Genomic DNA, 24891 nt, shown 5'->3' on the forward strand with positions numbered 1-24891 from the left:
TGTACCGCCCCGCTCAAAAGTAGTCTCCGTTCGGCAGTACTTTCGTTTGAGCATTATCCAGGAGCCCTGCCCATGCTGCCAATGTAGGCTGTTCCGCCAGATCAACAAAGGTAACCTCTGTGCCTTCCGCGCGAAAACGCTCCGCCAGACTCATCATGCGAATGGAATCCATTCCCCAGTTCTGAATCAGATCATCATGCTCCCCAATTGAATCGGGCTGCTCCTGCAACAGTTCGGCAATCTGAGCCCGCAATGCTGCCATCCTTGCATGATCAACGTCTTCTCGTTCTTCCACGACATGCCCAATCTCCGCGGTGGATGCCGTTTGTAGCTGCACCTCGGATGTAACTGTACCTCCAGTTCTGGTTGTGGCTGACGCATTCAGCAACGCAATCGAACGTGCGGTCGTGAGTGTTACCGCACACCGTTCTGCCGCGTACGTCAGCGCCATGCGATGTTTTTCCTCCGAAAAATCAGCAACCGCATCGGCAACCAGAAACGCCTGAATGTCTCGCATAAATGCCTCACTTGACGTCATCAGACATCCGATATGCGCATATATGCCGCAGACAATCAATTGATCCCGGCCCTGCCGCTCCATGAGTTCAAGCAGTTCCGTCTTCTGGAAGGCGCTGTAGCGCCATTTGGTCATGAAGATGTCCTGTGGAGCGGGTGCGAGCGATTCAACAATTTCTTTTTGCACAGGCCCGCCATCGATCCCCGCTCCCCAGAAGTCCAGCTGTAACCCGCGCTGCTCCGGTGTCTGTCCACCCGGTTGTGCCGAGTAGACCACGGGAATCCCAAGCTCATGACACGTTGAACGAAGTTGTGCAATATGATCAATCAGTTCGACCACCGGGGATGCTCCCGCCGTAAATGCATTCATAAAATAGTTCTGCATATCGTGGATTAAGAGTACTGCACGCTTCGCATCCGGTGTCCAGGCTACCTTGTTGACCGGAAGCTCCGACGCTACAGGCATTGCATATGGTTGAATCACTGGAAGTGCCATGAATATCCCTCTTTTCAGCTATATTTATCGAAAATTCTTATTTAGATACAGGTTGCTCGGTGGTCAACATCTCCCGTAGTGCTTTTTTGCTGACCTTGCCCACTTGTGTCTTCGGAAAAGCATCCACCAACTCAATCCGGTCCGGGATTTTATAACTGGCCAGGCCCCGATTGCGTAGAAAAGACTTAATCTCGGCCACCACCAGAGCTTCGCTGCTTGGCACGATAAAGGCGCAAGAGCGCTCGCCCAGATAATCATCGGGCATGGAAACCAAGGCTGCATCATACACACCTGGATGGGCCAGCAGATGATTTTCCACTTCCTCGGCAGCCACCTTATCCCCGCCACGGTTAATCTGATCCTTCGCCCGCCCCTCGACAACGAGATATCCGTCAGCCGTCAGACTCGCAATATCGCCTGTGCGATAGAAACCATCCGTAGTAAACGATCTGGCGTTATGCTCCTCGGCTTTGTAATAACCACGAATGGTATAAGGCCCGCGTGTCAGCAGGTGTCCGGCTTGTCCCTGCTCCACCTCAACATCTTCGTCATCCACAATCCGCACCTCGTCATAGGGAGACATTGGTTTCCCTTGTGTATGGGTAATGACATGCTCCGAATCGTCGAGACGTGTGTAGTTCACCAGCCCTTCGGCCATGCCAAAAACCTGCTGTAATGTACAGCCAAGAACCGGTTTGACACGTGCCGCCACCTCTGCACTGAATTTGGCGCCTCCCACTTGAAGCACCTGGAGCGACGGAAGCTTGGTTCCTCGGGCAGCTGCTGCATTAAGCCAGACAAGAGCCAGCGGCGGCACCAAAGCCGTGATCGTTACCTGATGGCGCATAATCAGTGGAAAGGCTTCATCCGGGCTTGATCCCCGTGACAACACAATTGTGCCACCTGCGTACAACGTGCCCAGAATGCCGGGTGAGCTCATTGGATAGTTATGTGCTACAGGTAGTGCAGCCAGATAGACACTTTCGGGGCTGAGACCACATACCTCAACGCTTCTTCGCAAGCTGTAAATGTAGTCATCATGAGTACGTGGGATCATCTTGGACAACCCGGTACTTCCGCCCGACAACTGTAGAAAAGCAACATCTGAAGACGTCGGTTCATTCGGTAGCGTGATAGGTTCTGCATAGACATCTTCTAACGCTGTAAAGGGCCCGGCTTCTCCCGCCACAAAAACATGCCGAAGTCCCGGCATCTCTGCCTGTACCTCCTCTGCTAACGTGCGGTAGTCAAATCCTCCATCCTGATCCGGGATCAGGTATGCTACGGCCTCGGAAAAACGAGCGAAATATGTGATTTCACTCTTTCGATGCAAAGGAAGAGCAAATACAGGCAACGCACCGATGCGGAACAGAGCAAAACACGCTTCAACAAACGCCGTAATATTGGGCAGCTGAATAATAACCCGGTCATGCTGCCGTATGCCTTTGGCATATAAACCGGAAGCCAATCGATCCACCCGGTCATCCAGTTCTGCATAAGTGAATTGATCTTCACCACTAATAACGGCTACCCGATTGCCATATAGATCAGCACGCTGGCGAAGCATTTCTCCAAACGTAATCCCTTCCCAGCAACCCTCCTGCCGATAACGCTCTGCAACTTCCTCAGGCCAAGCCTGATATCCTGACAACATTACTCATTCCTCCTTCCGACTGGACACGGTTGAATCCAAACCCATCGCAAGCAGCATCGTTCTGAACTTGGCAGCAGTCTCTGCCAGCTCAGCTTCTGCCGTAGAACCTGCTACAATGCCTGCTCCCGCGAACAGTTTCACAGCTGTGCCTTCCACTTCAGCACATCGGATCGTTACGGCCCACTCGCCGTCGCCCTCCCTGTCGCACCAGCCCACCATTCCCGTAAATAATCCCCGGTTGAACGGCTCCTGTTGTTTAATCGCTGCCCGCGCAGCCTGTACAGGTGTTCCACAGATGGCGGGTGTGGGATGAAGAGCCAAAGCCAGCTCCAGTGACGTTGTGGCCGCGTCCACTAGCTCCCCGTGGATTTCAGTGGATAAATGCCACATTGTGCGCGTCTGAATCAGCGAAGGTTCTGCTGGAACGGATAGTTGGCGGCATAATGGGCGCAGTGCCTCCGCAACTGCCTCAATGACTACGGCATGTTCATGCCGATCCTTGGCTGAAGCCAGCAGTGCCTCTGCACGGCGGCGATCTTCCGCTGGATCTTCACTCCGGGCAGCAGAGCCTGCCAGTGGGTTAGCGCGTACTTTTAACCCTTTGCGTGTAACTAATAGTTCCGGGCTTGCCCCGATGAAGGTGCGACTCGTTTTATTTTCAAATTGTTTATCTATTTTTGAATGTTGTTTGTTCGTTGTTAGAGTACTTTTAGGCTGATTTATGTTCCTCATTGGTACAGCAAATGTATATCCATGCGTGTTGTCCCTGAACAGATTACGCAGCAATTGATGCGTATCTACGATGGCCTGTGAAGTCACCTCAAGCGTACGGGATAACACGACTTTGTGGAGATCACCCTGGTTCAGATCAACCAATACGTTGTCTACACTTTGCTCATATACTGTCCCTGCTGGTGCCTCAACGACCTCACAACCTACGGCTGCTGGCAGCTTCTGAATTAATGCTCGTGATTCCGAGGGTAGCGGTTCAGCCCACTGCACCGTCTCTGGTACATATAACTCAGCAGCAGTGTCCAGCGGATCAAACGGGATGGCGCCAACCACCATCGGATTCGATTGCCCAGCTTGTTGGGCCTTGTCCATAAGCTGCTGAATACCATGTATGAAAAGATGTATCTCTTCCTTACGTTTATGTTCAATCACATCAGCAGAATCGCTGGAATCTGATTGAATTGCGTGCTCCGCATGTAGCGGAGACCAACGAATCCGTTCTCCTTGCGCGAGCAAGGTATGTTGCGGTGAAGACCAGAAAAAGGACGTCCCCTCCCGATATTGTTCCAGGAGGTGTATGGCGGAAGTTGCAGTAACCGTACCCGCTTTTGACATGATTCATCATCTCCTTATCTCTTGATTCAGGCACCAAGCGTGGTGCCTCCATCCACACACAGATCATGCATTGTTATATGTCTGGCTTGATCCGATACCAGGTAGACCACCGCGTCCGCGATGTCCTCTGGCAATGCCATTCTCTTCAGCGGTATGCCCAGGCGGAAGGTTTGCTGTGAGCCTGCAATGACTGCCTCTGCGCCCTGCTCATCTTGCCACATGGCTCGCTGCATTGGCGTATCTGTTGAGCCTGGAGAGACAATGTTGCAACGAATATGCCGATCCGCGTATTCCAGAGCTAGACATTTAGTGAAGATGGTCGAGGCTGCTTTGGAAGCCGCGTAAGCAGACATGTGCATTCGCGGAACACCCGCAGCATTTGAACCAACGGTAACCACCGCACCCGTTTGACGTTCAGCCATATTTCTCACTACCGCACGCGACATGTAAAATACACCGTGTGTATTCACGTCAAACGTCCTCGTCCATTCTTCATCTGTCAGCTCACTAACTGCCCCTGTGTGCAGTACACCAGCGGCATTCACAAGAATGCCAATGGGGCCAACGGTTTCTTCGATCCTTTGAACGGTATCCTCAACCGCTTGACGATCGGATATATCAGCAACGTGGGCTGTTGCCTGATGGCCCTGACTGCGCAGATCGGTGACCAGCTGATTCAGCGCATCTTCCTGTCGATCCACCAGAGCAATGATAGCGCCATTGTGTGCAAGCAATCTCGCCACCGCTTCACCGATCCCTTGCGCAGCACCGGTGACCACGGCCACTTTTCCATCGATTCCTGTGTAACTCACCTCGTGTACCTCCCTTACTGCCTTATAGCTGTGTTCTCCCCTGTTGGAGCGATGTGTTAGCTTGGTTCTATCCAGTTGAGTGTGATCATCCGTAAATCCGAAACATAGCTGTACCTTGGCTCCTACCGCTCACTGATCCCTGATTCATATGACTGTCACCTGCAAAACGTCCCTCATTTCATACCTTCTATGACTCCGGACTACAGGCAAAACGCATCGTGCGACTAATCAGAAAAGGCAATACCGAGACATGGTTCTCTTCTTCGAACTCGGTATAGGTGATGTCCAGCCCTAGCTGCTTTAATGCGGACAAACGTTCCGTCAGACTTGATGCTTTATCATTGTTACGAGCCGGGTGGGTCTTCTCCTGTTCTCCCATACCCATCCACACCTTGACGTTCACTGGATGCTGCTCCAGCCTTGCGACGAATTCCTGTTCCTCCGCCTGCATGACCTTCTGGTTCCAGTGCAATGAGGGACTTCCCGCAATGTAATATCGAAAAGCTTCCGGCTTCGTGAACAACGCATGGATCACGAATAACCCACCGAGCGAGTGACCAAATATACCCTGTCTGGCCCGATCAATCCGAAATTGCTGCTCTATATCCGGCTTCAGTTCTTCTTCAATAAATCGCAAGAACTCATCGGCACCTCCTTGTTCTGGCAAAGGTGTACCGTCGGATTTTGCAGTATATTCCGTTGTGGCCTTTGGAGTAAAGTCATAGTAACGATGAGGGGAAAAGGGGCCCGCGATCGGGTACCCAATGCCTACGACAATGGCCGGGACTGCTCCTGTCTTCTCCGGTCTGCGTCCCTGCACACGAACAGCTTCCACCATCGTGCCGAATACCGAATTGGCATCCAGCAGGTAAATCACCGGGTAACCGGACGGGGGCGGAGGTTCAGCAGGCTTGAATACCATGATCTGATAATCATGATGGCCTGAACGTGATTTCATGGTCCATTGTTCGGCATGTGGAACTTGAACGGTACTGCGTGCGATATGCTCAAGGTTGCCAGGAGCGGTTGGGTTGGGCTGAAACGTCATTACGGATGGGTCCTCCTCGTTATTCTGCTTATATAAGTTGAATACTGAACTACACATACACTACGCCGTCAGAATAACCTTTCGATCGCTGTTATCTCCAGATTTCCTTTATCCCCCTTTACAAGGGAGAAATCCGGAGATAAAGGCGCACGCTTCGCTTCTTCAGGTTTTTTCTGACTTCTCCGTTTCTGTGTAGTTCATAAACTCAACTTATATTGGTTATGGTTAATTAAATATATTGATCTGTATATGAGATTGATTCTCATTACCAATTATAAAAGAGTCAATCCGGCTGTCCCATGGACGATATCCAGAAATCATTTTGATTATCTCCATATTTCCATATTTATGTCATATAATGTTCACGTTTCTATCGTAAAAAAAGCTCCCTCACGGTGTCCGGAAACGCTGGACTAACATCCGGTTCCCGGCACTCCATAGGGAGCTGCACTATTCCAATTATTGTGTTAACGCTTTGAGCGTATCATCAATGACATGACCGTATGCGATCAGTCCACCACCCAACCACGGAGCTGGCTCGACAGCGTACACATGCCCTGCTTTCACCGCCGGCATACTGTTCCATACGTTGGTTGCCGTCATTTCCTTCATGCTGCCTGGACCCTGTTCCACGGTGAAAATAAAGTCAGCATCAATCTCGGGTAATACCTCGGTGGATACAATGGCGCTGTTCTCCGACTCGACCAATTTAGGCTTACCTAGTCCCAGTTGTTCATATACGACGTAACCGCTGAAATAGTTACCACCCATCATACTAATGCCACGTGGAGCAAAACGGATAATGGCTGCTTTTTTGCCTTCGGCTACTTTCGCCAATTCCGCTTTGGCTGACTCAACCTTAGCATGGTAGGTTTCAATGGCTTTTTCGGCTTCAGCCGTTTTGCCCAACAGATCACCAATGATCTGCAAGGACTTCTCTACATCACCCGAAGCGTTCGTAAATACGTAAGTCGGTGCGATCTTGGAATAACTCTCGTATACCCCATTCTCGGCATATTGGGCCGTATGCAAAATAATAAAATCAGGATTATACGACATCAACGCTTCCGGCGAAGGCAAACCACTGGAGAAATCAAGTGTAGGCACATCATTGAGCTGATCCTGGAGATAGACATGTCCTTTTGTACCACTTGCCCATTGGGCTACCGGCTTTACACCAAGGGTTAACAGGGAGTCTTCCAGATATGGTGCAAACACCCGCTCTGTCTTGGCTGGAATAATTACATCATGTCCCAAGTCATCTTTTACGGTACGTTCACCCGTCGTTTCTTCCGCTTGCTCTTCCTGCACAGCCGTCTCGGTTGAAGCCGGGGTTGAAGTTTCAGTTGCGGGTTGCTCCTCCTGGGCTGCTCCTGTATTCTCGGATGCTGCACCACAGGCAGACAACAGCCCTGTAATTAACATCAGCAGGATCAGGGCTAAGAGCCGTGCACTGTGGAATTTGCTACCAACGGAACGTTGTCCGATGTTTTTGATATAGTGAAACATGTGTGAGATCCCCCTTGATAAACATTCTCATTTAGATACAAGGATTATATGTCACGTCGCCTGGGAATCACCATGGACGTTATCCAGATATATATTTGGACAATATCCCGTGAAGATCAGTAGAGCTTCATCCAGCATACGCATCACGCCTACAGCCGAATAATCAAACCAAGGGTCACCTGTGATCAGATGGACCTGGTACTGACGAATGGCCTTGAGCTGACGCCATGTAACGGAATGCTGCAAGCTCAGCCAATACGCCCGTGAAGCTGCTTCGGGACACACCATAACGAGAATGCGATCAGGGTTCATTTCAGCGAGCTGCTCCAGCGTTAACGGATTATTGGCACTAAGATCAGAGAATGTGTCCAGTTGCAGCGCTCCATACAGCACTTCTTCAATACCCGGATTGCTATAAAGGTAGAGATTCTGCCCGTAGATCCGCACAACGATCACTTTCTCCCGGCCCACTTCCCGTTGTACCGATTCCCGTGCCTTCTCTGCTCGCTGGTTGTACATGTGTATCCATTGCTCCGCCTGTTCCTCCCGCTCCAGGAATGATCCAATCATGCGTAGCTGTGTTCGCCAATCTGAATGATGTTTGGGGACAAAACAACAAGGTGCAATCTCGGCCAATTGGGCCTGATCCTGTTCACTAATCTGATCTGTACCTACGATGGCATCAGGGCGAATATGAACCAATCGTTCCACATTAGCCTCAAACCGCCAGCTCGTGTACGGGTCCGTTAATTTCAGATGGGACTGAATCTCTGTACGATGTGCATTATAATAATACGCGGTCCATTTGGGATCGATAGGTGCAGCCACGGGGATGACATTGAGTGCCAGAAGTTGTCCAATCACACTGGAGGAGCAGCTGGCTATCCGTTTTCTGGCATTTTTCGCATAATCCGAAGGAGATACGCCAACTTCCTTTTTAAATTTGCGGCTAAAATAGTACTCGTCACTATACCCCACTCTCAGGGCAATATCGCGAAGTTTGTATCTGGATTCCTTCAGGTATCGCTTGGCGCGGTTAATGCGCAGATCCGTCAGATACTCCATTGCACTCTGTCCGTACGTTTTCTTGAACAGATCTACGAAATATTTTGGACTGATCCCCGCTTCCGAGGCGAGGTCTGCAATCGATAGAGGCTGATCGTAATGTTTGTCCATGTATGTTTTAACGTTGGCAAGATCCGTCTTGGGACTGCGGCCGGTAACGGGCTGGTGCGCAGCAATCTGCGAATCATTTTCCAGTAACATGAGGCCACTCCTTTCGATCTGCTTGATCGGTTTAATATGTAGCTACAGGTAAAGAGAACTATCCGGAAACTTATGCAATTTTTAAACGAAAATGATAATCATTATCAATAAAATACCATAACCATTTCCAGACCGTCAATTCAAATATGGTAAAATGTACACACCTCAAGCCTCGATATTCCCTCTACTACTGTTCACAAAGTTGCTTATAAACTACCTCCATATATACCAAAAAAGCCAACGACGTGAGTATCACGCGTTAGCTTTAATGAAGTTCATATTCTGATTATGACGTTAAAAGCAGGACTAATCCCGGCTCCGCAATTTTCCAAGCAGACGGATGATCTCAATGTACAACCATACCAGTGTAACCATCAATCCAAATGCACCGTACCACTCCATGTACTTGGGTGCACCACGTTCAGCGCCACCTTCGATGAAGTCGAAATCAAGGCCCAGATTGAGTGCAGCCACAATGACGATAACCACTGAAATACCAATGCCGATCAAGCTGTTATCATGCAGATAAGGAATTGAAACTCCGAAGAAACTAAGTACAAAACTCAGCAGATACATGATCATGATGCCGCCAGTTGCAGCCACGACCCCAAGCTTGAAGTTCTCCGTAGCTTTGATCAATCTGGTTTTGTATGCCACCAGCAGAGCGATGAATACAGCCATGGTCAACAGAGCCGCCTGCAAGGTAATTCCGTTATACAGGGACTCATAGGTTGCAGAAAGTGCTCCCAGGAACAGTCCTTCTGCCACGGCATAGACAGGTACGAGATAAGGTGCCGCTACTGGTTTGAACGAAATGACAAGCGCCAGAATGAAACCAACGATTAACCCGCCATAAGCAAGCGGCATCACTTGTTGTCCGTTAAAGAACATCATCCATGTTGCAAACGCACTGCCCAGCAGGATCACAAGCGTAATAAATGCTTTGTTCACCGTGCCGTTGATTGTCATGTAATTCTGATACCGATCTTCTCCATATCCTCTGTTTTCAAACGTGCTGTCTTTAAGTGTAGGGTTACCGCTACGACCGATCAACACAATCACCTCTTCATATGTATTTGGTATATCTGTGATACTAAGCTTTGGCTTACTACGTTTCAAATTCTACAAGCTACTCCCTCGAAAAGATCGGGATGGCACCAGAAGGAATCGGATGCAATCCTTCGATTACATCTTTACCCCTGGCGCCACACTTAGGACATATGTCCCAGACATTGCATGTTCATGTGCTTTTTAAGCGTCTTATTTGTACAACACTTTATCTACATTGTATTTCGCACGCATCGTGTTGATGATATACGTCTCGTAAATTTCACGATCTACTGGATCTTCAACCAGGCATACTTCAATCTTCGTTACTTCCTCGCGGTGATTCTTGATTGGTGATACGGTGTCTTCAAAATGCTTTTTGATGCGGGGTCTTAATTTTCGTGCTTTACCGACAAATAACAACTCTCCAGCGGCATTGTAAAACATGAAAATCCCGCCTAGTTCCCGGGTAATCAGGTGAAAATCAGTAAATCCATAAATGTGGCTAAGCTGTGGATCAACCTGCTTTGTGATGGTTACATCCGGTGTTGGCACAGTAATATTAATCAATAGGCTCACTTCCTCATTATCTATAGGTTTAGATCTTATCACATATTATAAAGGGACACCATTTCATTCTATATGAAGTACAATTCACGCAATTTTCGCTATTACGACAAATATTTCAAAAAAAAGGTTAACTTCCCTGATTCAAAGTGGTACTATAGGGGTATGAGGAAGAAATTGGGCACTGAGACATACGTCTTTATATCTACCTCCGTCTATTGTACCCTATGATTGAATATCTTTTTCATGCTGAATTCTGTTATGTGATCACGACAAGAGTACAGTTAGCAAGAACCCTAGCTTATAGATTGTAGATTCATCATCTAATCGACCCTTGCAGCAAGCAAACCTAGAAAGACCTAGATTCATGATTCACTGTAGATTTTAAGTATCACCTAGACAGCCTGCAATTATAGTCGTACTGAAGTTAATAGACACACGTAGAAGGTCAGATAGCTATCGATCCTAGAGAGACTAGTCATGCAATGCAACTGTAGAAATTATAGCAGCAGTACTATAGAAAATGGATCAAGTTTCACCACCAGGCCCGGCATACTGCCAGGGCTTTTTTGCGTTTGTGCGAACAACCAACCACGCTCTCAGGGAAACAGAGGTATCGTGGTTCTTTCTGCTGGGTTTATAATATGGCAAGATACCAGTAGAGGGAGTGATGGGATGTATTCCGATCTGCAACTGACGGAGGACCGCCCTGTATATATACAAGTCAAAGATTATATGAAGCGATTGATGCTCAAAGGCGGCCTGCAAGCCAAACAAAAACTGCCCTCGACCCGTGAACTCAGTACACTCATGAAGGTTAGTCGCAGCACGGTCCTGCTCGCTTATGCCGAGCTTGAAGATGAAGGCCTGATCTATGCAGTCAAAGGCAAGGGCAATTACGTCAGTGCCTCCATCGAAACACCTGAGGCAGCGGCAAGCTGGGAACTGGACTGGACGACAGAGGTAAGCGAGTATGCAATTCAGGCAGAGCAGTACGATCTGATGAAGCATGGCTCCGGAGCAGAGCGCGGCGAGATATCGTTTACCAGCATAGCGCCGGATGAAAAGCTGTTTGATCTGCACAACGTGAAACGGGCTTTTCTGGATCGCATGTCACTTGAAGGCGAAGTACTGCTGAATTACGGATATGCGCAAGGATACAGACCGCTGATGAACTATTTACTACGCTATATGGAGAACAAAGGTGTTGACCTCCGTGGCAAGGACATCCTGATCACCAACGGATTCACGGAAGGTTTCGATCTGGTGCTTGGGGCGTTGCGCAAAAAAAGCAGAAAAGCGCTCTGCGAGAATCCAACGCACCACACGGCGATAAAAAATCTAAAATTGCACCAGTTTCAACTGAGCGGTGTGAATATGGAGCCAGATGGCCTGGACTTGAAGCAACTGGAACATGAACTTGAGGCAAGTCCATATGATCTGGCGTATCTCGTGCCCTCCTATCACAATCCAACCGGGATTGTGACGTCCCCTGCGAAACGGGTAGAGATCATCCGGTTGATGAACAAGTATCAAGTACCCATCATTGAGGATGGATTCAACGAAGAATTGCGCTATTCCGGTTCGCATGTCTCTCCCCTGATCGCCAGCATGGGCAAAGGCAATGGACTGGTGTATCTGGGCAGCTTCTCCAAAGTCCTGTTCCCAGGTCTGCGGGTAGGTTGGATTATTGCGGATGCGGCGCTGATTGATTATCTGGAGAGTATGAAACGGGCACGCAGCATCCATACCTCCACGCTGGACCAATCATTATTGTATCAATATCTGAGCAACGGTAATTTTGAGAAATATTTGAAGCGAGCCCGCACGGAGTATAAGCGCAAATATGAATTGGTTGTGCGTTGCCTGAAGCAGCATCTGCCCATGTGTCGGATTTCCGGTGCGGGTGGTCTGCATCTGTTCGTGCAGTTCCCGTCCGAATACAGAACCCGTGAATTGCTGGCGGCCTGTAAAGTGAAAGGTGTGACGTTCACACCAGGGGATACCTTTTATCTGGAACCCGGTCAGGGTGTAAACACGATGCGTCTGGGTTTCTCCAGAGTCAGCGATGAGAATATACGTAAAGGCATTCGCATCATTGGCGAGACAGCAGCTCAAATGAGATGAGGAGGATTTCACATGAAAGTTGGCGTGATTATGGGCGGTACATCTTCAGAGCGGGATATTTCCCTGCTCACCGGACAGGAGATGATTGCAAACCTGAATAGAGACAAATACGAGGTTGTGCCCATTGAGCTGAATACCAAGCGCGATCTAATCGACAAGTCAGCGGGGATCGATGTGGCACTGCTTGCCCTGCATGGCAAATACGGCGAAGACGGTACGGTCCAAGGCACGTTGGAATCTCTGGGTATTCCCTACACAGGTTGTGGTGTCCTGGCAAGCAGTGTATGCATGGATAAAGACATGTCCAAACAACTCATGCAGCATGCAGGTGTGCTTACCGGAGAATGGCTACGAGTAGGTCATATCGAGGAACTGTCCTCTATTGCTGTTCAACAACTAACGTACCCTGTGGTGGTCAAACCCAATTCAGGCGGTTCCAGCATCGGTACCCAAGTGGTGAAGGAAGCTTCCGCCTTGCCCGCTGCTGTAGAGGCTGCCCTCGCCTGGGATGATACGGTTATGATTGAACAGTATATCGAAGGTGAGGAGATTACCTGTGCCATTCTGGATGGTAAGATGCTGCCGGTGATCTCCATTCGTTCGAACGCCGAGTTTTTCGATTATTCTTCTAAATATGATGACCACGGAGCAGATGAGCAGGTTGTGCAATTGCCTGCGGATCTTCACCATCGTGTGGAAGCCGCGGCCTTGGCCTGTTATCAGGTGCTCAAATGCAGCGTCTACGCGCGCGTGGATATGATGATTCGGGAAGGCATGCCGTATGTGCTTGAAGTGAACACGCTGCCGGGTCTTACCCGTAACAGTCTCCTGCCCAAAAGCGCAGCCGCTGCAGGCATTTCTTTTGCAGAGCTACTGGATACCATTATTGAACTTTCATTGAAGGAAAGACCCAAGGAGGATACAACATTATGAGCCTGGATGTGACGATTAGACATAGCTCCACTACCGATCTGCAAGATATGCTCATTCTAATGGACCAACTCGGTTACCCAACCACATACGCGGAGATGGAGGAGCGTTATGCCCATATCTCTGCGGACCCAAACTTTACCACACTGGTTGCTGAAGCACGCGGACGTGTAGTTGGACTAATCGGATTACAGACGTCTTATCTGTATGAAAAGAACGGAAGACACTGCCGTATCATGGCATTGGTTGTACACGACCAGTTCAGGGGCTCAGGCATCGGCCGTCAGCTCATTCTTGAAGCCGAACAATGGGCAGCCACGCATAACGTGGATTCCTTGTCTCTGAACAGTGGCAATCGCCCAGAACGTGAAGCTGCACATGAATTCTATCGTCAGATGGGCTTTACAGCCGGGAGTACCGGGTTTAGCAAAAAGCCGCAGATTCTTCAGCACAATTAACCTGCGGATGATACGTTATCTCGATTACATGAAAAAGAACGCCCCCGGCAAAATGGCCAGAAAAGGGCGTTCTTTGATATATCTATGTCGGGTCATTGTACTTTACTTGTTACTTCAAGCAATTAAGGACGGTCAATGTAAATCCAACCTGTTTCTTGTTCCTTATCTACAGTAGCTCCAAGGGATTCAGCCACAAAGCGCAGCGGCACATACGTCTTGCCGTCCTTGCCAACATAGGCGGATTCCACCATAGTTACTTCTTTACCAGCAACGGTTGCCTTCTTGGAACCTACAGTCAGGACAATCTCATCACCAGTGATGTCATCAATGACAACGATTTGGTTTGAGCCTTTGGTCCATTTCACTTCCGCATCCAATTCCTCAGACACGTAGCGAAGCGGAACAAATGTTGTATTCTTAACGGTGATCGCTCCAGCGTATTCATCATCCGGGAAGAGCACTACACTTTTACTCGTGATCCCAGCTTCATCTTTCAGCAATTGATATGCCAGTGAACTGGAATCAAAATTGCGCAGCATCTGACCAGGCGTAATATCATCCTTCATCAGATCCATAACGCCGCCGGATACATCCACTTCATCAACTGCAACTGTGCCACCGATATTCCACTGTTCACTGTCTCCACTTACGGTTACGGAGTTCAGCGGCAGATCTTCGGAAGCAGGCAGCGCCACTTTCAGTTCAAAGTTTTGCTTGCGAATATCCAGCTTGCTGTCGAGATAAAAGTCCAATTTCAGTTTGGTTTCTGTGCCAAATACCGTTTTGAATTCAGGAGTCTCATTCAACAGGTTGTTCAGCTCCTGATCATAATTGACCAGCATACTGTCCAGTCCTACTTTGATGATTGCGTACAGTGACGCAACGGCTTCATCTTTCGATTCAGGAACGATCGAATTCAGCGTGTCGTCTCCCCCACCTTCTACCTCATTCACTGCTTCCAGTACAGGGTAGAACACATCGTACAGATCTCCAATCAGGTCTTTCAGTCCTTGCTCATCCTTCGAAATACTCGTCAGGAACGGTTTAACCATAGCAAGCATCTCTTCACCACTAACTTCCAGATGCAGCTTGGAGAGGCTAAGTGCTTCGCCATTCACGGATTCCTGTACCGGTGTTACGGAGATGTTCTTCGGATTGGACAGATGCTTCAGGACAAAAGAGAACAGTTTCGGGGAAAGTTCCTCGAGTTGTTTCTCCAGAGCCTTCGTATCTACCATCGGAAGCGCCTGTGCATCTTGGAACGTATCCAGAGACATGTACAGCGGTTTCTGGGCTCCGTCCAGATCAATGACCAATTGGGACTCATTCATGGACAGGTGGAAAGGTAACTTCGTTCCCTCCATGCTCAGTGTACCTTTGATCGATGCTGTCTTCGCATCTTTCATTTTGGCTTGATCAATATCCAGGGATATGGAGTTAATAAGTTCGATCATTTCAAGGTCTTTCTCTGTAGCAAATTCCTTAGCCGGTTCTATGTTTATATTCATGGATTGTCTGGATTCACCGGACTTGATACTCGCGCCATTGGCCATTGCTTTGCCAACGTCTACTCCACCCACAGCCTGACATCCTGTAAGAACAACCATTAAAAGTACTAGTGGCACTGCCATCCATTGGACTAACTTCCGATTCTTAATATGAACTCCTCCTTAGAAAAATATGGTTCATTTCTATTATGAAGGTATAGGTAATTCTTGTAAACGGATACGCAAAAAAATAAACCAAAAGGCCGGAGCATGTCCGACCTCTGGTCTATCTATATTTCAGCATATCGTATGTTTCGATAAAACATCCTGCTTCATTGTGCAATGCTGGGAGTTATTCTTGCTCCTGATCTTCTGCGAGTTTCTCATCCGTTTCTTCATCTTCCGCAGTTGCGGGAGTCTCGAATTGATCCGGCTCGTCCTCTTGAATCGCTTTGTTCTCTTCGTTCTGATCCTGTGTCATATCGCATTCCCTCTCTTCTACCGGATTGTCATGTCATCAAGGCCTGAGCCTTGTGTCTATCAATAACCCGAATAGGAGCAGTTCAAACCTGTCTCAACGTCGGCCAACCATTTTCCATCATAATTTCAGTGCTCATTTAGAAAACATAAAAGATGATCCCATTTCCACTTGCAGCCGTTGCCTGAAATAAGGCCTGGATATCATCCACGGTCTGAACGATCTCCTGAAATGTCTCTTCCGCATCCCAATCTTCCATAACAGGGTAGACGCCTTCAGCGATCATCCGGTCCAGACTATACCGTTGCTTCAATTCCTCCGGTGTGAGCTGCTCCAATGCCATGTAGGCTTCCAGCACCTGCTCGTTACTAAGCAAAAACAGATCCATGTCCGAATAGTTTCCCAAGTATTGCTCACCTGCGAGAGGTACCACATATCCCAGGGGCGGCTCCCCTTCTAACAAGTTACCGTTCAGCGTGAATTGGATCATCTGCCACGTTTTATCAATATCCAGATCCACTGCACAATCATGCACACTGATCTCACCTGACTTGATGGATTCAACTAGCTCCTTTGTTACCACAAGATATCTGCCGGACATTCCCATACCGCTACCCCTCCTGTGTAATTGGTTCTGTTGTTCCCCATTAACCGTGCTTGTTGGTTCAGAATCGGGGTAATCCCTATCAAGGAGGGTGTATACATGAAAAAATTTGATTATAGTCTCAATTATGATGAGTTGGATCTGCGCAAACATCCTGAGCTGTACACCGTAAGCCGGGGTGAGCAGGGTGTTCTCATGGTTGAGCCATATAAAGGCGAGATTCTGCCACACTGGCGATTCAAAACACCCGAGATTGCAAAAGAGTCATCGGAGAAGATCTATGAGTTATTTTTGGAGTATAAGAAAAAGGGTGATTTCGTGGGTATGGATATGGCTCGTAAATTTCTCCAGATGGGTTATACACGGGCCAGACGGTATACAAATCACAAAGGAGGACGCAAATACTCGAAGGAGGATGGCTCGATCCTGCCCTATCAGAATGATAAGGTGAAGGCAGAAGCCGCCGCTATATTCAAAGCGAAATGGGAGGTTGCGAAGACGGATCCAGACTATGTAAAGATGAAGAAGGAGCATCGGGAAAAGTACGAGTCTGATGAAGCGTAGGATCAATGGTGAAAAGATTGACTTATGGAAACATTTGTCTCAGAATCGATCTTGTTACTGTACATTTTCAACCATTATATTGGAGAAGAGAGGCGCATCCGATTATGACAGATTCGTTCATCCACTTAAACACAGGCCAGAATATCAGTATCAACGAATGTGCTCAACTTCAGGTAACCATTCAATGTACATCATCTCCTTCTCCCTTGGATGTTAGCTGCTTTATGGTGAACGAAGAGGGAAAGGTCCCATCTGACGACTATTTTGTATTTTATAATCAGAAGGCCGATCCCCATCAAAGTGTGCTTCTGCAACAGGCAGAGGAACTGAAATCCTCTTTTGTACTGGATACGAATCAATTACGGCAGGCCCCTGTGGAAAAATGTGTGTTTACGGCTACCCTGGATGCGGGAGGGACTTTCGCCGATGTTCAGGCATGTCAGGCGATTGTACAAGCTGGTTCCCAGCAGATCACCTATGAGATCACGCAGGTCACTGCGGAAACAGCTCTTATTTTTATTGAAATCTATAAGTATCGTGACGGGTTCAAAGTTCGTGCGATTGGACGAGGTTTCTTTGGTGGATTGCAGCCGCTGGCAGAGTCATTTGGTGTTGAAATTGAGAGTAACGACACCTCGGAAGCCGAACAGGTTCTTCTCACGGCACAAGCTGAAGTGGCAGCCGCCTCTCCAGAAGTCTTGGTACCTGATGCTGCACCAAACACGAATCATGCGCCGCTTAACCTGACCAAGATCGATCTCCTCAAGCGTAAAGTAACCCTGTCTCTGCAAAAGAAAAAGATCGAACCTATACAGGCACGTGTTGCCGTTGTATTTGATGCATCAGGCTCCATGTACCATCTGTATCGCAAAGGCATCGTGCAAGAAGCCTTCGAGCGTATTCTGGCGATTGCATCCGCTTTTGATGATAACGGAGAGTTGGACGTCTGGTTCTTCGCCAAAGACTTCTTGCGTGCACCTAGCGTCACCGCCAGGGATTTCGAGAATTATATTGAACGCACATATACGTTGGGTAGCAAAGGCGGTACCAACAATGAACCTCCTGTGATGCAGGATGTCATTCGCAAATATACGATCGAGGAACCCGATGTGAAGATTCCAACGTATATTATCTTTTTTAGCGATGGTGGAGTCAGTCAAAAAGGGAAAATCATGCGGCTTATTACCGAAAGCTCAACCAAAAACCTGTTCTGGCAATTCGTTGGCCTGGGACAAGCCAATTACGGTATTCTGGAGAAACTCGATGACATGACTGGACGTTTCATCGATAATGCTGACTTTTTTGCTCTCGACGATATCTCCAAGATCAGCGATGAAGAATTGTACGATCGTCTCCTCACTGAATTTCCAGGCTGGATAAAGGAAGCTCGGGCCAAAGGCATTTTGGCCTAAAGCTTTTACCCTATACCATTAATCAGGCTTGTACTTTTTCTGGTTTACCACCCTTGGATCGTGGACGGAGCATACTTCCTACAATTCGCAACATCAATTTGCGTGGTACGAGTCGGGTGAACTGCGCTGTCCAGTAATTACCGGCCCCCGGCACAGCATAAGGTTTGCCTGACTCCAGCGCTCTCATGGCCACCGCCACGACATGCTCAGGGGTATCACGTTTACCCACCGAGGCTTCTTCAGCGCCCACTACATCAAAGAACGAAGTCTCGGTTGAACCTGGGCATAGTGCCAAAAACTGAACGCCACGCTTTCTGTTTTCTTCGTATAATGCCTCTGTAAAAGAAAGTACAAATGCCTTCGTTGCTCCATACACAGCCATATACGGATCAGGTTGAAAGGCAGCCGTCGACGACACATTAATGACAGCACCATTTCGCTTCTGTAACATGCCTGGCAAGAAAAGATGCGTCATGTTTGTCAAAGCGAGCACGTTCAACATAATCTCCTCCTGCTGGCGGGAACCATCCACCTGTTCAAATAATCCATGAGTAGCAAATCCCGCATTGTTGATCAGCATATCGATGTGTATTCCCCGATTCTGACATTCCTCATATACCCTCTGAGGTGCCTCAACTTCGGAAAGATCCGATACGATTACCTCAGCCCTTACTTGATATGTACGTTCTATGCGTTCTGCCAGTTGATTCAGTTTGGATTCTGTTCTGGCCACCAGCACAATATTTTTACCCTTGGAAGCCATTTCGAGTGCAAAAACTTCCCCAATACCTGAAGAAGCACCTGTAATAAGTACCCATTGACGCTGTTCCTTTATCATCTCTCATCCATCCTCTATGCATATTTTGAACCTTTGTTTTCACTAGGAAACATTGTTTCTTTATAGAATCATCGTAACCAAAATCCATGACGCTGTCAAATACATTTGTTAAATTTGAATCTAGAACGTGGTGCTTACTTATTAAATTCGGATTAAATTGACGTCATCCGGCGTAAAACAGTAGAATGACCATAAGAAAAGGAAACGTAGTTTCTGTTCAACAACAATACGGTTACGAGGATGAAATCAATGAAGGATCTTAATTCGGGTTCCACAGAATCTGCACATACGGTAACAACCTTTCAGGAAGCCAGACTCCAGCACTCGGATAATCTGCGGCAAAATATTGTGCATGCTGCTGCTGCTTTACTGCAAGAACATGGACCAGAAGCTGTCACGGTACGCCGTGTAGCTGAACGCATGGAGTGCTCCACCAAAATCATATATAATCTCTTCGGCAAAAAAGAAGGATTAGCCAAACATCTGTATCTAGAGGGATGCTCCCTCATGGCCCAGCGTTTTGAAGCTATGCCCCGGCAGACATCGTTCGAACAATATTTCCGTGATCTGGCCCACGTCTATTGGGACTTCGGCATTTCTCAATCCAGCTTCTATCAGCTGATGTTTGGAGGATCTTTTTCCGAATTCAAACCAGATGGAGAGACCTTACAGGGAACAGCAACTGCACTGAAACAAGTGTCTGCCTTGGTTGAGGTAGCGATTGAACAGGGAATGCTTCAGGTGCAAGATCCCCTGCTTGCGGTTCGGATGATCTGGGCTCCCTTACACGGTGTTATTCATCTGTATTTGGGAGGCCATATTGAGAGCGAAGAAGCTGCCAAAACCCTCTATGATCATACGTTGTCGATGGTGATACACTCCCTCGTGAGTACATCTGCGAATGGATAAGCATTAAATCTGTGGTGATTTAGATACTTTTAGAAGATAAACGAAAAAGGAGCAGCCCCATTGGCGTAATACGCCTAGGGCATGCTCCTTTATTTGGTTGACTCATCTAGTTCCGTAACGGTTTCAGTCGATTAACGTGCCTCTTCGTTCTCAGCTTCCCAACGTGCAATTTCTTTACGCACGATAGGAGCGACTTCTTTACCAAGCAGTTCGATCGCTCTCATGACCTCGTTGTGCGGCATGGTGCCGAGGGGAGTGTGTAACATGAAGCGTGTAATCCCAACTTCTTTGCGTAGGTAAATAATTTTCTGAGCTACGGTATCCACATCACCTACATACAATGCACCTTCCAGGCTGCGCGCCGCATCAAATGTCGCACGGCTGTAGTGTCCCCATCCACGTTCACGGCCCAGTATGTTCATGACCGCTTGTGCTGGCGGGAAGAATTTCTCCACGGCTTCGTCTGTTGTATCGGCAATGAAGCCGTGAGAGTGAGAAGCAACCGTCAGCTTGGAAGCATCATGTCCCGCATGTGCAGCTGCTTTCTTGTACAGTTCCACCAGTGGTGCGAATTGTACCGGACGACCACCGATAATGGCAAGCACCAATGGCAAACCGAGCAATCCTGCACGAACTACGGATTCCTGATTACCACCACTGCCAATCCATACCGGAAGCTTTTCCTGTACAGGGCGCGGGTAAATGCCCAGATTGTTAAAGGAAGGGCGGTGTTTGCCTTCCCAAGTTACTTTTTCCGAATCACGCAGTTTGAGAAGCAAATCCAGTTTCTCGTCGAATAACTCATCGTAGTCGTTCAGATCATAGCCGAACAGTGGGAACGATTCGATAAATGATCCCCGCCCTGCCATAATCTCTGCACGCCCGTTCGAAATGCCGTCCAGTGTAGCAAAATCCTGATATACCCGTACCGGATCATGCGATGACAGCACCGTTACGGCACTCGTCAGGCGAATATTCTTCGTCTGTGAAGCTGCGGCTGCCAGAATGACAGCTGGTGATGAAGCCGCATAGTCAGCACGATGATGTTCTCCCACGCCATATACATCCAGACCCACCTGATCTGCCAAAACAATCTCTTCAACAACATCGCGAATGCGCTGCGCATGACTGATAAGTTCTCCTGTTTTTACATCCGGGTTCGTCTCCACAAATGTACTAATTCCGATTTCCATTGTCTGTTCCTCCCTGGTATGAAGCGATCCGTTGTCCATCTAACCTATTGTAAGTAGATCACCTTTTGTTATGTATCTTAATATTGAACTATTTTGGTGAAAAACACAAGTACCCTCTGTTTCCAGAGGGCACTTTTATGATTATTTTCTATAAATTATGGCTTATCTATACTTAGTTCCATCAGGTTGGCATTAATTACAACACCAGTCTGTTTCATAAAATTGAATCCCAGAATTCCGTCAATCTCTAAACCATAATCCATATTTCCTATTTCAATCTGAAAATTATTAATCGTTGTTCCATCTACAGTGATAGAATCGAGTGACTTGGTATAAACATACTCTATACCGCCTACACCTCTTATAATATCAACGAGATCATCCTCTTCAGGAACCATTCCTACTTCCCGAACTGCATCCGCATTCAACAATGTACTAGCTGATCCGGTATCCAAAAGGACTTTTTCTAATTGTAGTACTTCTCCTCTAAATTCAAGTTTTATGCTTATGAAGGGTAGACCATAAACCTCTGAAATTTTCATCGAGGACCTCTCATGCCAACATATCGTTCTCTTGCCACAACTTCTGGACGTGAAGTGTGAAAAAAGCAGTATTCCCGTTTGGGATCTTCCTGATGCAATTCACCATAACGTTTTAGTGCCTTTGTAGAATCATCAAATGAATCAATCACTGCCATCTCTTCGATATAACGCTGGCCTTCTCTAGAATGCGCCTTGGTTGCCTCAAAAACGACCCACTCATTAGGGAATCGCTCCTGAACTTCCTTCCATTGCATAGTGACACCTCCAGACCATTAGATAGAGATATTATATCATGTGGAAACAGTATTCCACGGGCTGACATTCTAAAATACATAGATTTTTAGAGCATTGCCTGTAAGTCTATTATTTCTTCCTCCCAATGTACAGCAGATGCGACGAGATTCCCAATATGGAAGGGTCTTTGGCGGCTTCAATCATATATTGCATGAGTTCATCATACTCGCCACGCTCTTTCCAGTATTGCTGCTGCCCGTCCGTGAGCATCGCTCTAAGGCTGGATGAACCAATCAAATCCACGGTTTCAAATCCATGTTGCTCCATGAAGGGTGTAACGCCCTGAATATTAAAATAGTATGCTCCCGTAAATCGTCCTTGATCCTGATGATCGAATATACCCTTTTCCACAAAAGAACGGATGGCTGCCATATTATCATTCGGTTTCCAATGCTGCGGGGATTGCAGCGAATTGATACTCATGCGCATTCGGCTCTGCATGGCTACAAACACCACGCCCCCTCGCTTGGTCACACGGTACAACTCCCGTACAGCAGCCGTGCGCTCTTCGTCTGTCTGCAGATGATATAACGGCCCCAGCATGAGGGACGCATCGTACGTCTCATCAGCCATACCGGAGAGTGAAGTCGCATCGAGAACATGGAACCCATCGAATTGCTGTGATAAACCAAACTCCTCAGCCTTTTGCCTCGCAGTATCCACGGAGGAAGGTGTCAGATCCGATAAAGTGACCTGGTACCCCAGCTTCGCAAGCTCCATGGCATACTTTCCTGGTCCTGCGCCATTATCCAGAATACAACCAGCAGTGGGGAGATGTTCCCTGATGTAATGCATGTTAATGATGAATTCAATTGGTTCCCGCTCCAGTCTGCCCCACTCATCAAACCCAGAATAATATTCAATAATATGATCTCTCTTCATCACTCTGACACCTGCCTTTTCTTATATATAGACCACCTAACCATGTTCAAAATTAAATTCCAACCAGTATATATCTACTAAATATTTCCTGTCAAACAAAAAACGTTCAATTCCCGTTGATGCGGAACTGAACGTTTCTCGAACTTATATCTTTTTCACAAACTCAGACTTCAACTTCATCGCACCCAAGCTGTCGATCTTGCAATCAATATCATGATCCCCATCAATTAGGCGGATATTCTTCACTTTCGTGCCTTGTTTGACCACGAGTGAGCTACCTTTTACCTTCAGATCTTTAATGACGGTAACAGTATCGCCATCACTTAGCACATTTCCGTTGGCATCACGGATTACTTTTGTATCCTCTGCATTCTCATTGTCTGCTTCCAAAGACCATTCATGCGCACATTCCGGGCAAACCAACAGGTTACCATCCTCGTACGTGTACTCAGAATTACATTTCGGGCAGTTGGGCAAATTAGACATATGTATTAAACTCTCCATTCTACGATTGGCTTTCCCGCAAGTATACGGGATTTCGAAGGTATATTCCATACGCTTGCTCACTGCATGGATGAATTTAAACCAAATTTAAGGTTCATGCATCCCTCACTTTAAGGGTAACTACTTATGATGTAACTAATAGATACACACTACACATACATGAATTTTAATGTCTCTATGAATGTTATTATATTTAATACCAAAGGAGTTCGTGCTTATGTCCTCATATGTTTTCCCTGTGCAAACGGCTTTTTTTATCTTTGTCGTTGCAGCCATGTTCTTGCTGGTGCCATGGTTGATCTATGGTTATCGTAAAGACGGTTTCTTCAGCTGGTCACGGTTTGGCATCAGCTTTTCGTTTATCTTTTATATTCTGGCCGCCTATTGCCTCGTCATTCTTCCGTTTCCGACTACGCGAGATACCTGTGCGCAGCAAGCCGCTGACACGATCTACTACAATCTGGTTCCATTCACTTTTGTCAAAGACATCATGAAAGAAACACCCATTGTATGGACCCAGCCTTCCAGCTATCTCAGCATGATTCAGGGCAGAGCCTTTCTGCAAGTTCTATTTAACGTCCTGCTTCTCATGCCGCTGGGTGTATATATCCGTTATTTTTTTCAAAAGAGATCATTCTGGAAGTACGCCCTGCTTGGTGGATTCGGGCTTTCCTTATTCTTCGAGATCACTCAAATCACCGGATTCTACGGGTATTATAATTGTCCTTATCGCCTCTTCGATGTAGATGATCTGTTATTGAATACTTCGGGAGCGGTCATTGGATTCTTCACAGCGCCCATCCTGCTTGCTTTATTCCCATCACGTGAAAGCATTCAGGCGAAGAGTGAACAGATCGTGGAGCAAAACCGAGTGTATACTATGCCTCAATTGCTCGCGTTAATTATTGATGGAATCATTGTTGTCTTCCTTTCGATTCTAATATCAATCTTCACAGCATCTGATGTGATCAGTGATGCACTAAATACATCCATTGCTATGGTCATTGTGTTGTTCTTCATCCCTTGGGTACGAAATGGGGTAACTCCTGGTTCAATGATCTTGCGATTCCGCTATGTGGATCGTCAGACCGGCACACCCACCAGTGAATCGTTATTCAAAAGATTTGCCGCAATCTATGTTCCATGGCTGCTCGTTACGATCATTCGCTTGGTCAACAATTATGCTTTTTCAGGTCATCAGGATGTTATGCTTCAGTCTTATCAAATGTGGATCTCCTTGGGAACATTCGGCATCTATATGTTAGTCTACGCCGTACTCTTTGTTCATGTCTTGATCGTGCTCTTCTCCCGTGGAAAACGTTCCTTCTACTTCGATGAGGTGTCCCGCACACGTGCCTCTCGTAAATAATGTTGGAGTATATCAATGCATAATGTACCTCTAATTAG

25 protein-coding genes are annotated in these 24891 nt (G+C 47.4%); 7 read left to right on the plus strand and 18 right to left on the minus strand.

Translation table 11 applies throughout. The annotated features are described in order from the left end of the window. Positions 1-13: 13 nt before the first annotated feature. From MKY66_RS29215 to MKY66_RS29255, 9 genes are all read right to left on the minus strand, one after another. Positions 14-1012: an isochorismatase family protein gene (locus tag MKY66_RS29215; protein WP_076213830.1), complete on the minus strand. Its 999-nt coding sequence runs from the start codon at positions 1010-1012 to the stop codon at positions 14-16. A 37-nt stretch (positions 1013-1049) separates the two neighbouring features. After that, a complete protein-coding gene (locus tag MKY66_RS29220; protein WP_076213828.1) occupies positions 1050-2666 on the minus strand; it encodes a (2,3-dihydroxybenzoyl)adenylate synthase in 1617 nt (538 codons plus the stop codon). A gap of 3 nt (positions 2667-2669) precedes the next feature. After that, positions 2670-4013 (minus strand): isochorismate synthase DhbC, encoded by a 1344-nt coding sequence (gene dhbC / locus MKY66_RS29225; protein ID WP_076213826.1) that lies wholly within the window; start codon positions 4011-4013, stop codon positions 2670-2672. A 26-nt stretch (positions 4014-4039) separates the two neighbouring features. Further along, positions 4040-4825, minus strand: a complete 786-nt coding sequence (locus MKY66_RS29230; protein ID WP_076213824.1) for a 2,3-dihydro-2,3-dihydroxybenzoate dehydrogenase — start codon at positions 4823-4825, stop codon at positions 4040-4042. Between the two features lie 187 nt (positions 4826-5012). Next, on the minus strand, positions 5013-5873 hold the full coding sequence (locus MKY66_RS29235; RefSeq protein WP_076213821.1) for an alpha/beta hydrolase-fold protein: 861 nt from the start codon (positions 5871-5873) through the stop codon (positions 5013-5015). Between the two features lie 459 nt (positions 5874-6332). After that, a complete protein-coding gene (locus MKY66_RS29240) occupies positions 6333-7382 on the minus strand; it encodes an ABC transporter substrate-binding protein (protein WP_076213819.1) in 1050 nt (349 codons plus the stop codon). A gap of 51 nt (positions 7383-7433) precedes the next feature. Continuing rightward, positions 7434-8648, minus strand: coding sequence for an AraC family transcriptional regulator (locus MKY66_RS29245; RefSeq protein ID WP_076213816.1), 1215 nt, complete (start codon positions 8646-8648; stop codon positions 7434-7436). A 306-nt stretch (positions 8649-8954) separates the two neighbouring features. Further along, on the minus strand, positions 8955-9701 hold the full coding sequence (locus tag MKY66_RS29250) for a Bax inhibitor-1/YccA family protein (RefSeq protein ID WP_076213988.1): 747 nt from the start codon (positions 9699-9701) through the stop codon (positions 8955-8957). A gap of 207 nt (positions 9702-9908) precedes the next feature. Next, on the minus strand, positions 9909-10265 hold the full coding sequence (locus MKY66_RS29255) for a nucleotide excision repair endonuclease (protein WP_076213814.1): 357 nt from the start codon (positions 10263-10265) through the stop codon (positions 9909-9911). 672 nt (positions 10266-10937) lie between these two features. Here MKY66_RS29255 and MKY66_RS29260 point away from each other — a divergent pair. Genes MKY66_RS29260 through MKY66_RS29270 form a run of 3 tightly spaced genes read left to right on the plus strand, consistent with a single transcriptional unit; the run spans position 10938 to position 13777 of the window. Further along, entirely contained in the window at positions 10938-12389 is a 1452-nt protein-coding gene (locus MKY66_RS29260) for a PLP-dependent aminotransferase family protein (RefSeq protein WP_076213811.1), read from the plus strand. 12 nt (positions 12390-12401) lie between these two features. Next, on the plus strand, positions 12402-13322 hold the full coding sequence (locus tag MKY66_RS29265; RefSeq protein ID WP_076213809.1) for a D-alanine--D-alanine ligase: 921 nt from the start codon (positions 12402-12404) through the stop codon (positions 13320-13322). Next, positions 13319-13777, plus strand: coding sequence for a GNAT family N-acetyltransferase (locus MKY66_RS29270; protein WP_076213806.1), 459 nt, complete (start codon positions 13319-13321; stop codon positions 13775-13777). Before MKY66_RS29265 ends, MKY66_RS29270 begins: the two co-directional genes overlap by 4 nt. A gap of 122 nt (positions 13778-13899) precedes the next feature. Here the strand turns inward: MKY66_RS29270 and MKY66_RS29275 are convergent, their stop codons facing one another. From MKY66_RS29275 to MKY66_RS29285, 3 genes are all read right to left on the minus strand, one after another. After that, positions 13900-15408, minus strand: coding sequence for a copper amine oxidase N-terminal domain-containing protein (locus MKY66_RS29275; RefSeq protein ID WP_076213803.1), 1509 nt, complete (start codon positions 15406-15408; stop codon positions 13900-13902). Positions 15409-15616: 208 nt separating this feature from the next. Then, on the minus strand, positions 15617-15745 hold the full coding sequence (locus tag MKY66_RS29280) for a hypothetical protein (protein ID WP_017691584.1): 129 nt from the start codon (positions 15743-15745) through the stop codon (positions 15617-15619). A gap of 136 nt (positions 15746-15881) precedes the next feature. After that, complete coding sequence (locus MKY66_RS29285; RefSeq protein WP_076213801.1) at positions 15882-16349, minus strand: YfbM family protein; 468 nt, start codon at positions 16347-16349, stop codon at positions 15882-15884. A 96-nt stretch (positions 16350-16445) separates the two neighbouring features. Between MKY66_RS29285 and MKY66_RS29290 the strand changes: the two genes are divergently transcribed. Beyond that, positions 16446-16910, plus strand: a complete 465-nt coding sequence (locus MKY66_RS29290) for a DUF4385 domain-containing protein (RefSeq protein WP_076213798.1) — start codon at positions 16446-16448, stop codon at positions 16908-16910. 104 nt (positions 16911-17014) lie between these two features. Further along, entirely contained in the window at positions 17015-18322 is a 1308-nt protein-coding gene (locus MKY66_RS29295) for a VWA domain-containing protein (RefSeq protein WP_076213796.1), read from the plus strand. 22 nt (positions 18323-18344) lie between these two features. Here MKY66_RS29295 and MKY66_RS29300 read toward each other — a convergent pair whose 3' ends face one another. Beyond that, positions 18345-19160 carry an SDR family oxidoreductase gene (locus MKY66_RS29300; protein ID WP_076213793.1) on the minus strand — a complete coding sequence of 272 codons (816 nt, stop codon included), beginning with the start codon at positions 19158-19160 and terminating at the stop codon, positions 18345-18347. A 249-nt stretch (positions 19161-19409) separates the two neighbouring features. Here MKY66_RS29300 and MKY66_RS29305 point away from each other — a divergent pair, with 249 nt between their 5' ends. Beyond that, positions 19410-20069 carry a TetR/AcrR family transcriptional regulator gene (locus MKY66_RS29305; protein WP_076213790.1) on the plus strand — a complete coding sequence of 220 codons (660 nt, stop codon included), beginning with the start codon at positions 19410-19412 and terminating at the stop codon, positions 20067-20069. Between the two features lie 131 nt (positions 20070-20200). On the opposite strand, the gene MKY66_RS29310 is transcribed toward MKY66_RS29305, so the two are convergent. The 5 genes from MKY66_RS29310 to MKY66_RS29330 all read right to left on the minus strand — a co-directional run bounded on the left by MKY66_RS29310 (position 20201) and on the right by MKY66_RS29330 (position 23466). Then, positions 20201-21262 carry an LLM class flavin-dependent oxidoreductase gene (locus tag MKY66_RS29310; RefSeq protein WP_017691578.1) on the minus strand — a complete coding sequence of 354 codons (1062 nt, stop codon included), beginning with the start codon at positions 21260-21262 and terminating at the stop codon, positions 20201-20203. Positions 21263-21417: 155 nt separating this feature from the next. Continuing rightward, positions 21418-21804, minus strand: a complete 387-nt coding sequence (locus tag MKY66_RS29315; RefSeq protein WP_076213787.1) for a retropepsin-like aspartic protease — start codon at positions 21802-21804, stop codon at positions 21418-21420. Then, a complete protein-coding gene (locus tag MKY66_RS29320) occupies positions 21801-22058 on the minus strand; it encodes a hypothetical protein (RefSeq protein ID WP_076213784.1) in 258 nt (85 codons plus the stop codon). Before MKY66_RS29320 ends, MKY66_RS29315 begins: the two co-directional genes overlap by 4 nt. Positions 22059-22167: 109 nt before the next feature. Continuing rightward, positions 22168-22980 (minus strand): class I SAM-dependent methyltransferase, encoded by an 813-nt coding sequence (locus tag MKY66_RS29325; RefSeq protein WP_076213781.1) that lies wholly within the window; start codon positions 22978-22980, stop codon positions 22168-22170. Positions 22981-23124: 144 nt separating this feature from the next. Further along, the gene (locus tag MKY66_RS29330) at positions 23125-23466 is read right to left on the minus strand and encodes a zinc ribbon domain-containing protein YjdM (protein ID WP_076213779.1); all 342 of its coding nucleotides are present in this window, start codon (positions 23464-23466) and stop codon (positions 23125-23127) included. Positions 23467-23701: 235 nt separating this feature from the next. Between MKY66_RS29330 and MKY66_RS29335 the strand changes: the two genes are divergently transcribed. Then, complete coding sequence (locus tag MKY66_RS29335; protein WP_076213776.1) at positions 23702-24853, plus strand: VanZ family protein; 1152 nt, start codon at positions 23702-23704, stop codon at positions 24851-24853. Positions 24854-24891 lie beyond the last annotated feature (38 nt).

The sequence above is a fragment of the Paenibacillus sp. FSL R5-0766 genome (assembly GCF_037971845.1).
GTDB lineage: Bacteria > Bacillota > Bacilli > Paenibacillales > Paenibacillaceae > Paenibacillus.

Bases quoted from the DNA above. Each gene is read 5' to 3' on its own strand.
- MKY66_RS29215 (WP_076213830.1), bottom strand. From the start codon at position 1,012: ATGGCACTTCCAGTGATTCAACCATATGCAATGCCTGTAGCGTCGGAG.
- MKY66_RS29220 (WP_076213828.1), bottom strand. From the start codon at position 2,666: ATGTTGTCAGGATATCAGGCTTGGCCTGAGGAAGTTGCAGAGCGTTAT.
- dhbC (WP_076213826.1), bottom strand. From the start codon at position 4,013: ATGTCAAAAGCGGGTACGGTTACTGCAACTTCCGCCATACACCTCCTG.
- MKY66_RS29235 (WP_076213821.1), bottom strand. From the start codon at position 5,873: ATGACGTTTCAGCCCAACCCAACCGCTCCTGGCAACCTTGAGCATATC.
- MKY66_RS29240 (WP_076213819.1), bottom strand. From the start codon at position 7,382: ATGTTTCACTATATCAAAAACATCGGACAACGTTCCGTTGGTAGCAAA.
- MKY66_RS29245 (WP_076213816.1), bottom strand. From the start codon at position 8,648: ATGTTACTGGAAAATGATTCGCAGATTGCTGCGCACCAGCCCGTTACC.
- MKY66_RS29260 (WP_076213811.1), top strand. From the start codon at position 10,938: ATGTATTCCGATCTGCAACTGACGGAGGACCGCCCTGTATATATACAA.
- MKY66_RS29265 (WP_076213809.1), top strand. From the start codon at position 12,402: ATGAAAGTTGGCGTGATTATGGGCGGTACATCTTCAGAGCGGGATATT.
- MKY66_RS29270 (WP_076213806.1), top strand. From the start codon at position 13,319: ATGAGCCTGGATGTGACGATTAGACATAGCTCCACTACCGATCTGCAA.
- MKY66_RS29275 (WP_076213803.1), bottom strand. From the start codon at position 15,408: ATGGCAGTGCCACTAGTACTTTTAATGGTTGTTCTTACAGGATGTCAG.
- MKY66_RS29280 (WP_017691584.1), bottom strand. From the start codon at position 15,745: ATGACACAGGATCAGAACGAAGAGAACAAAGCGATTCAAGAGGACGAG.
- MKY66_RS29285 (WP_076213801.1), bottom strand. From the start codon at position 16,349: ATGGGAATGTCCGGCAGATATCTTGTGGTAACAAAGGAGCTAGTTGAA.
- MKY66_RS29290 (WP_076213798.1), top strand. From the start codon at position 16,446: ATGAAAAAATTTGATTATAGTCTCAATTATGATGAGTTGGATCTGCGC.
- MKY66_RS29295 (WP_076213796.1), top strand. From the start codon at position 17,015: ATGACAGATTCGTTCATCCACTTAAACACAGGCCAGAATATCAGTATC.
- MKY66_RS29300 (WP_076213793.1), bottom strand. From the start codon at position 19,160: ATGATAAAGGAACAGCGTCAATGGGTACTTATTACAGGTGCTTCTTCA.
- MKY66_RS29305 (WP_076213790.1), top strand. From the start codon at position 19,410: ATGAAGGATCTTAATTCGGGTTCCACAGAATCTGCACATACGGTAACA.
- MKY66_RS29310 (WP_017691578.1), bottom strand. From the start codon at position 21,262: ATGGAAATCGGAATTAGTACATTTGTGGAGACGAACCCGGATGTAAAA.
- MKY66_RS29315 (WP_076213787.1), bottom strand. From the start codon at position 21,804: ATGAAAATTTCAGAGGTTTATGGTCTACCCTTCATAAGCATAAAACTT.
- MKY66_RS29320 (WP_076213784.1), bottom strand. From the start codon at position 22,058: ATGCAATGGAAGGAAGTTCAGGAGCGATTCCCTAATGAGTGGGTCGTT.
- MKY66_RS29325 (WP_076213781.1), bottom strand. From the start codon at position 22,980: ATGAAGAGAGATCATATTATTGAATATTATTCTGGGTTTGATGAGTGG.
- MKY66_RS29330 (WP_076213779.1), bottom strand. From the start codon at position 23,466: ATGTCTAATTTGCCCAACTGCCCGAAATGTAATTCTGAGTACACGTAC.
- MKY66_RS29335 (WP_076213776.1), top strand. From the start codon at position 23,702: ATGTCCTCATATGTTTTCCCTGTGCAAACGGCTTTTTTTATCTTTGTC.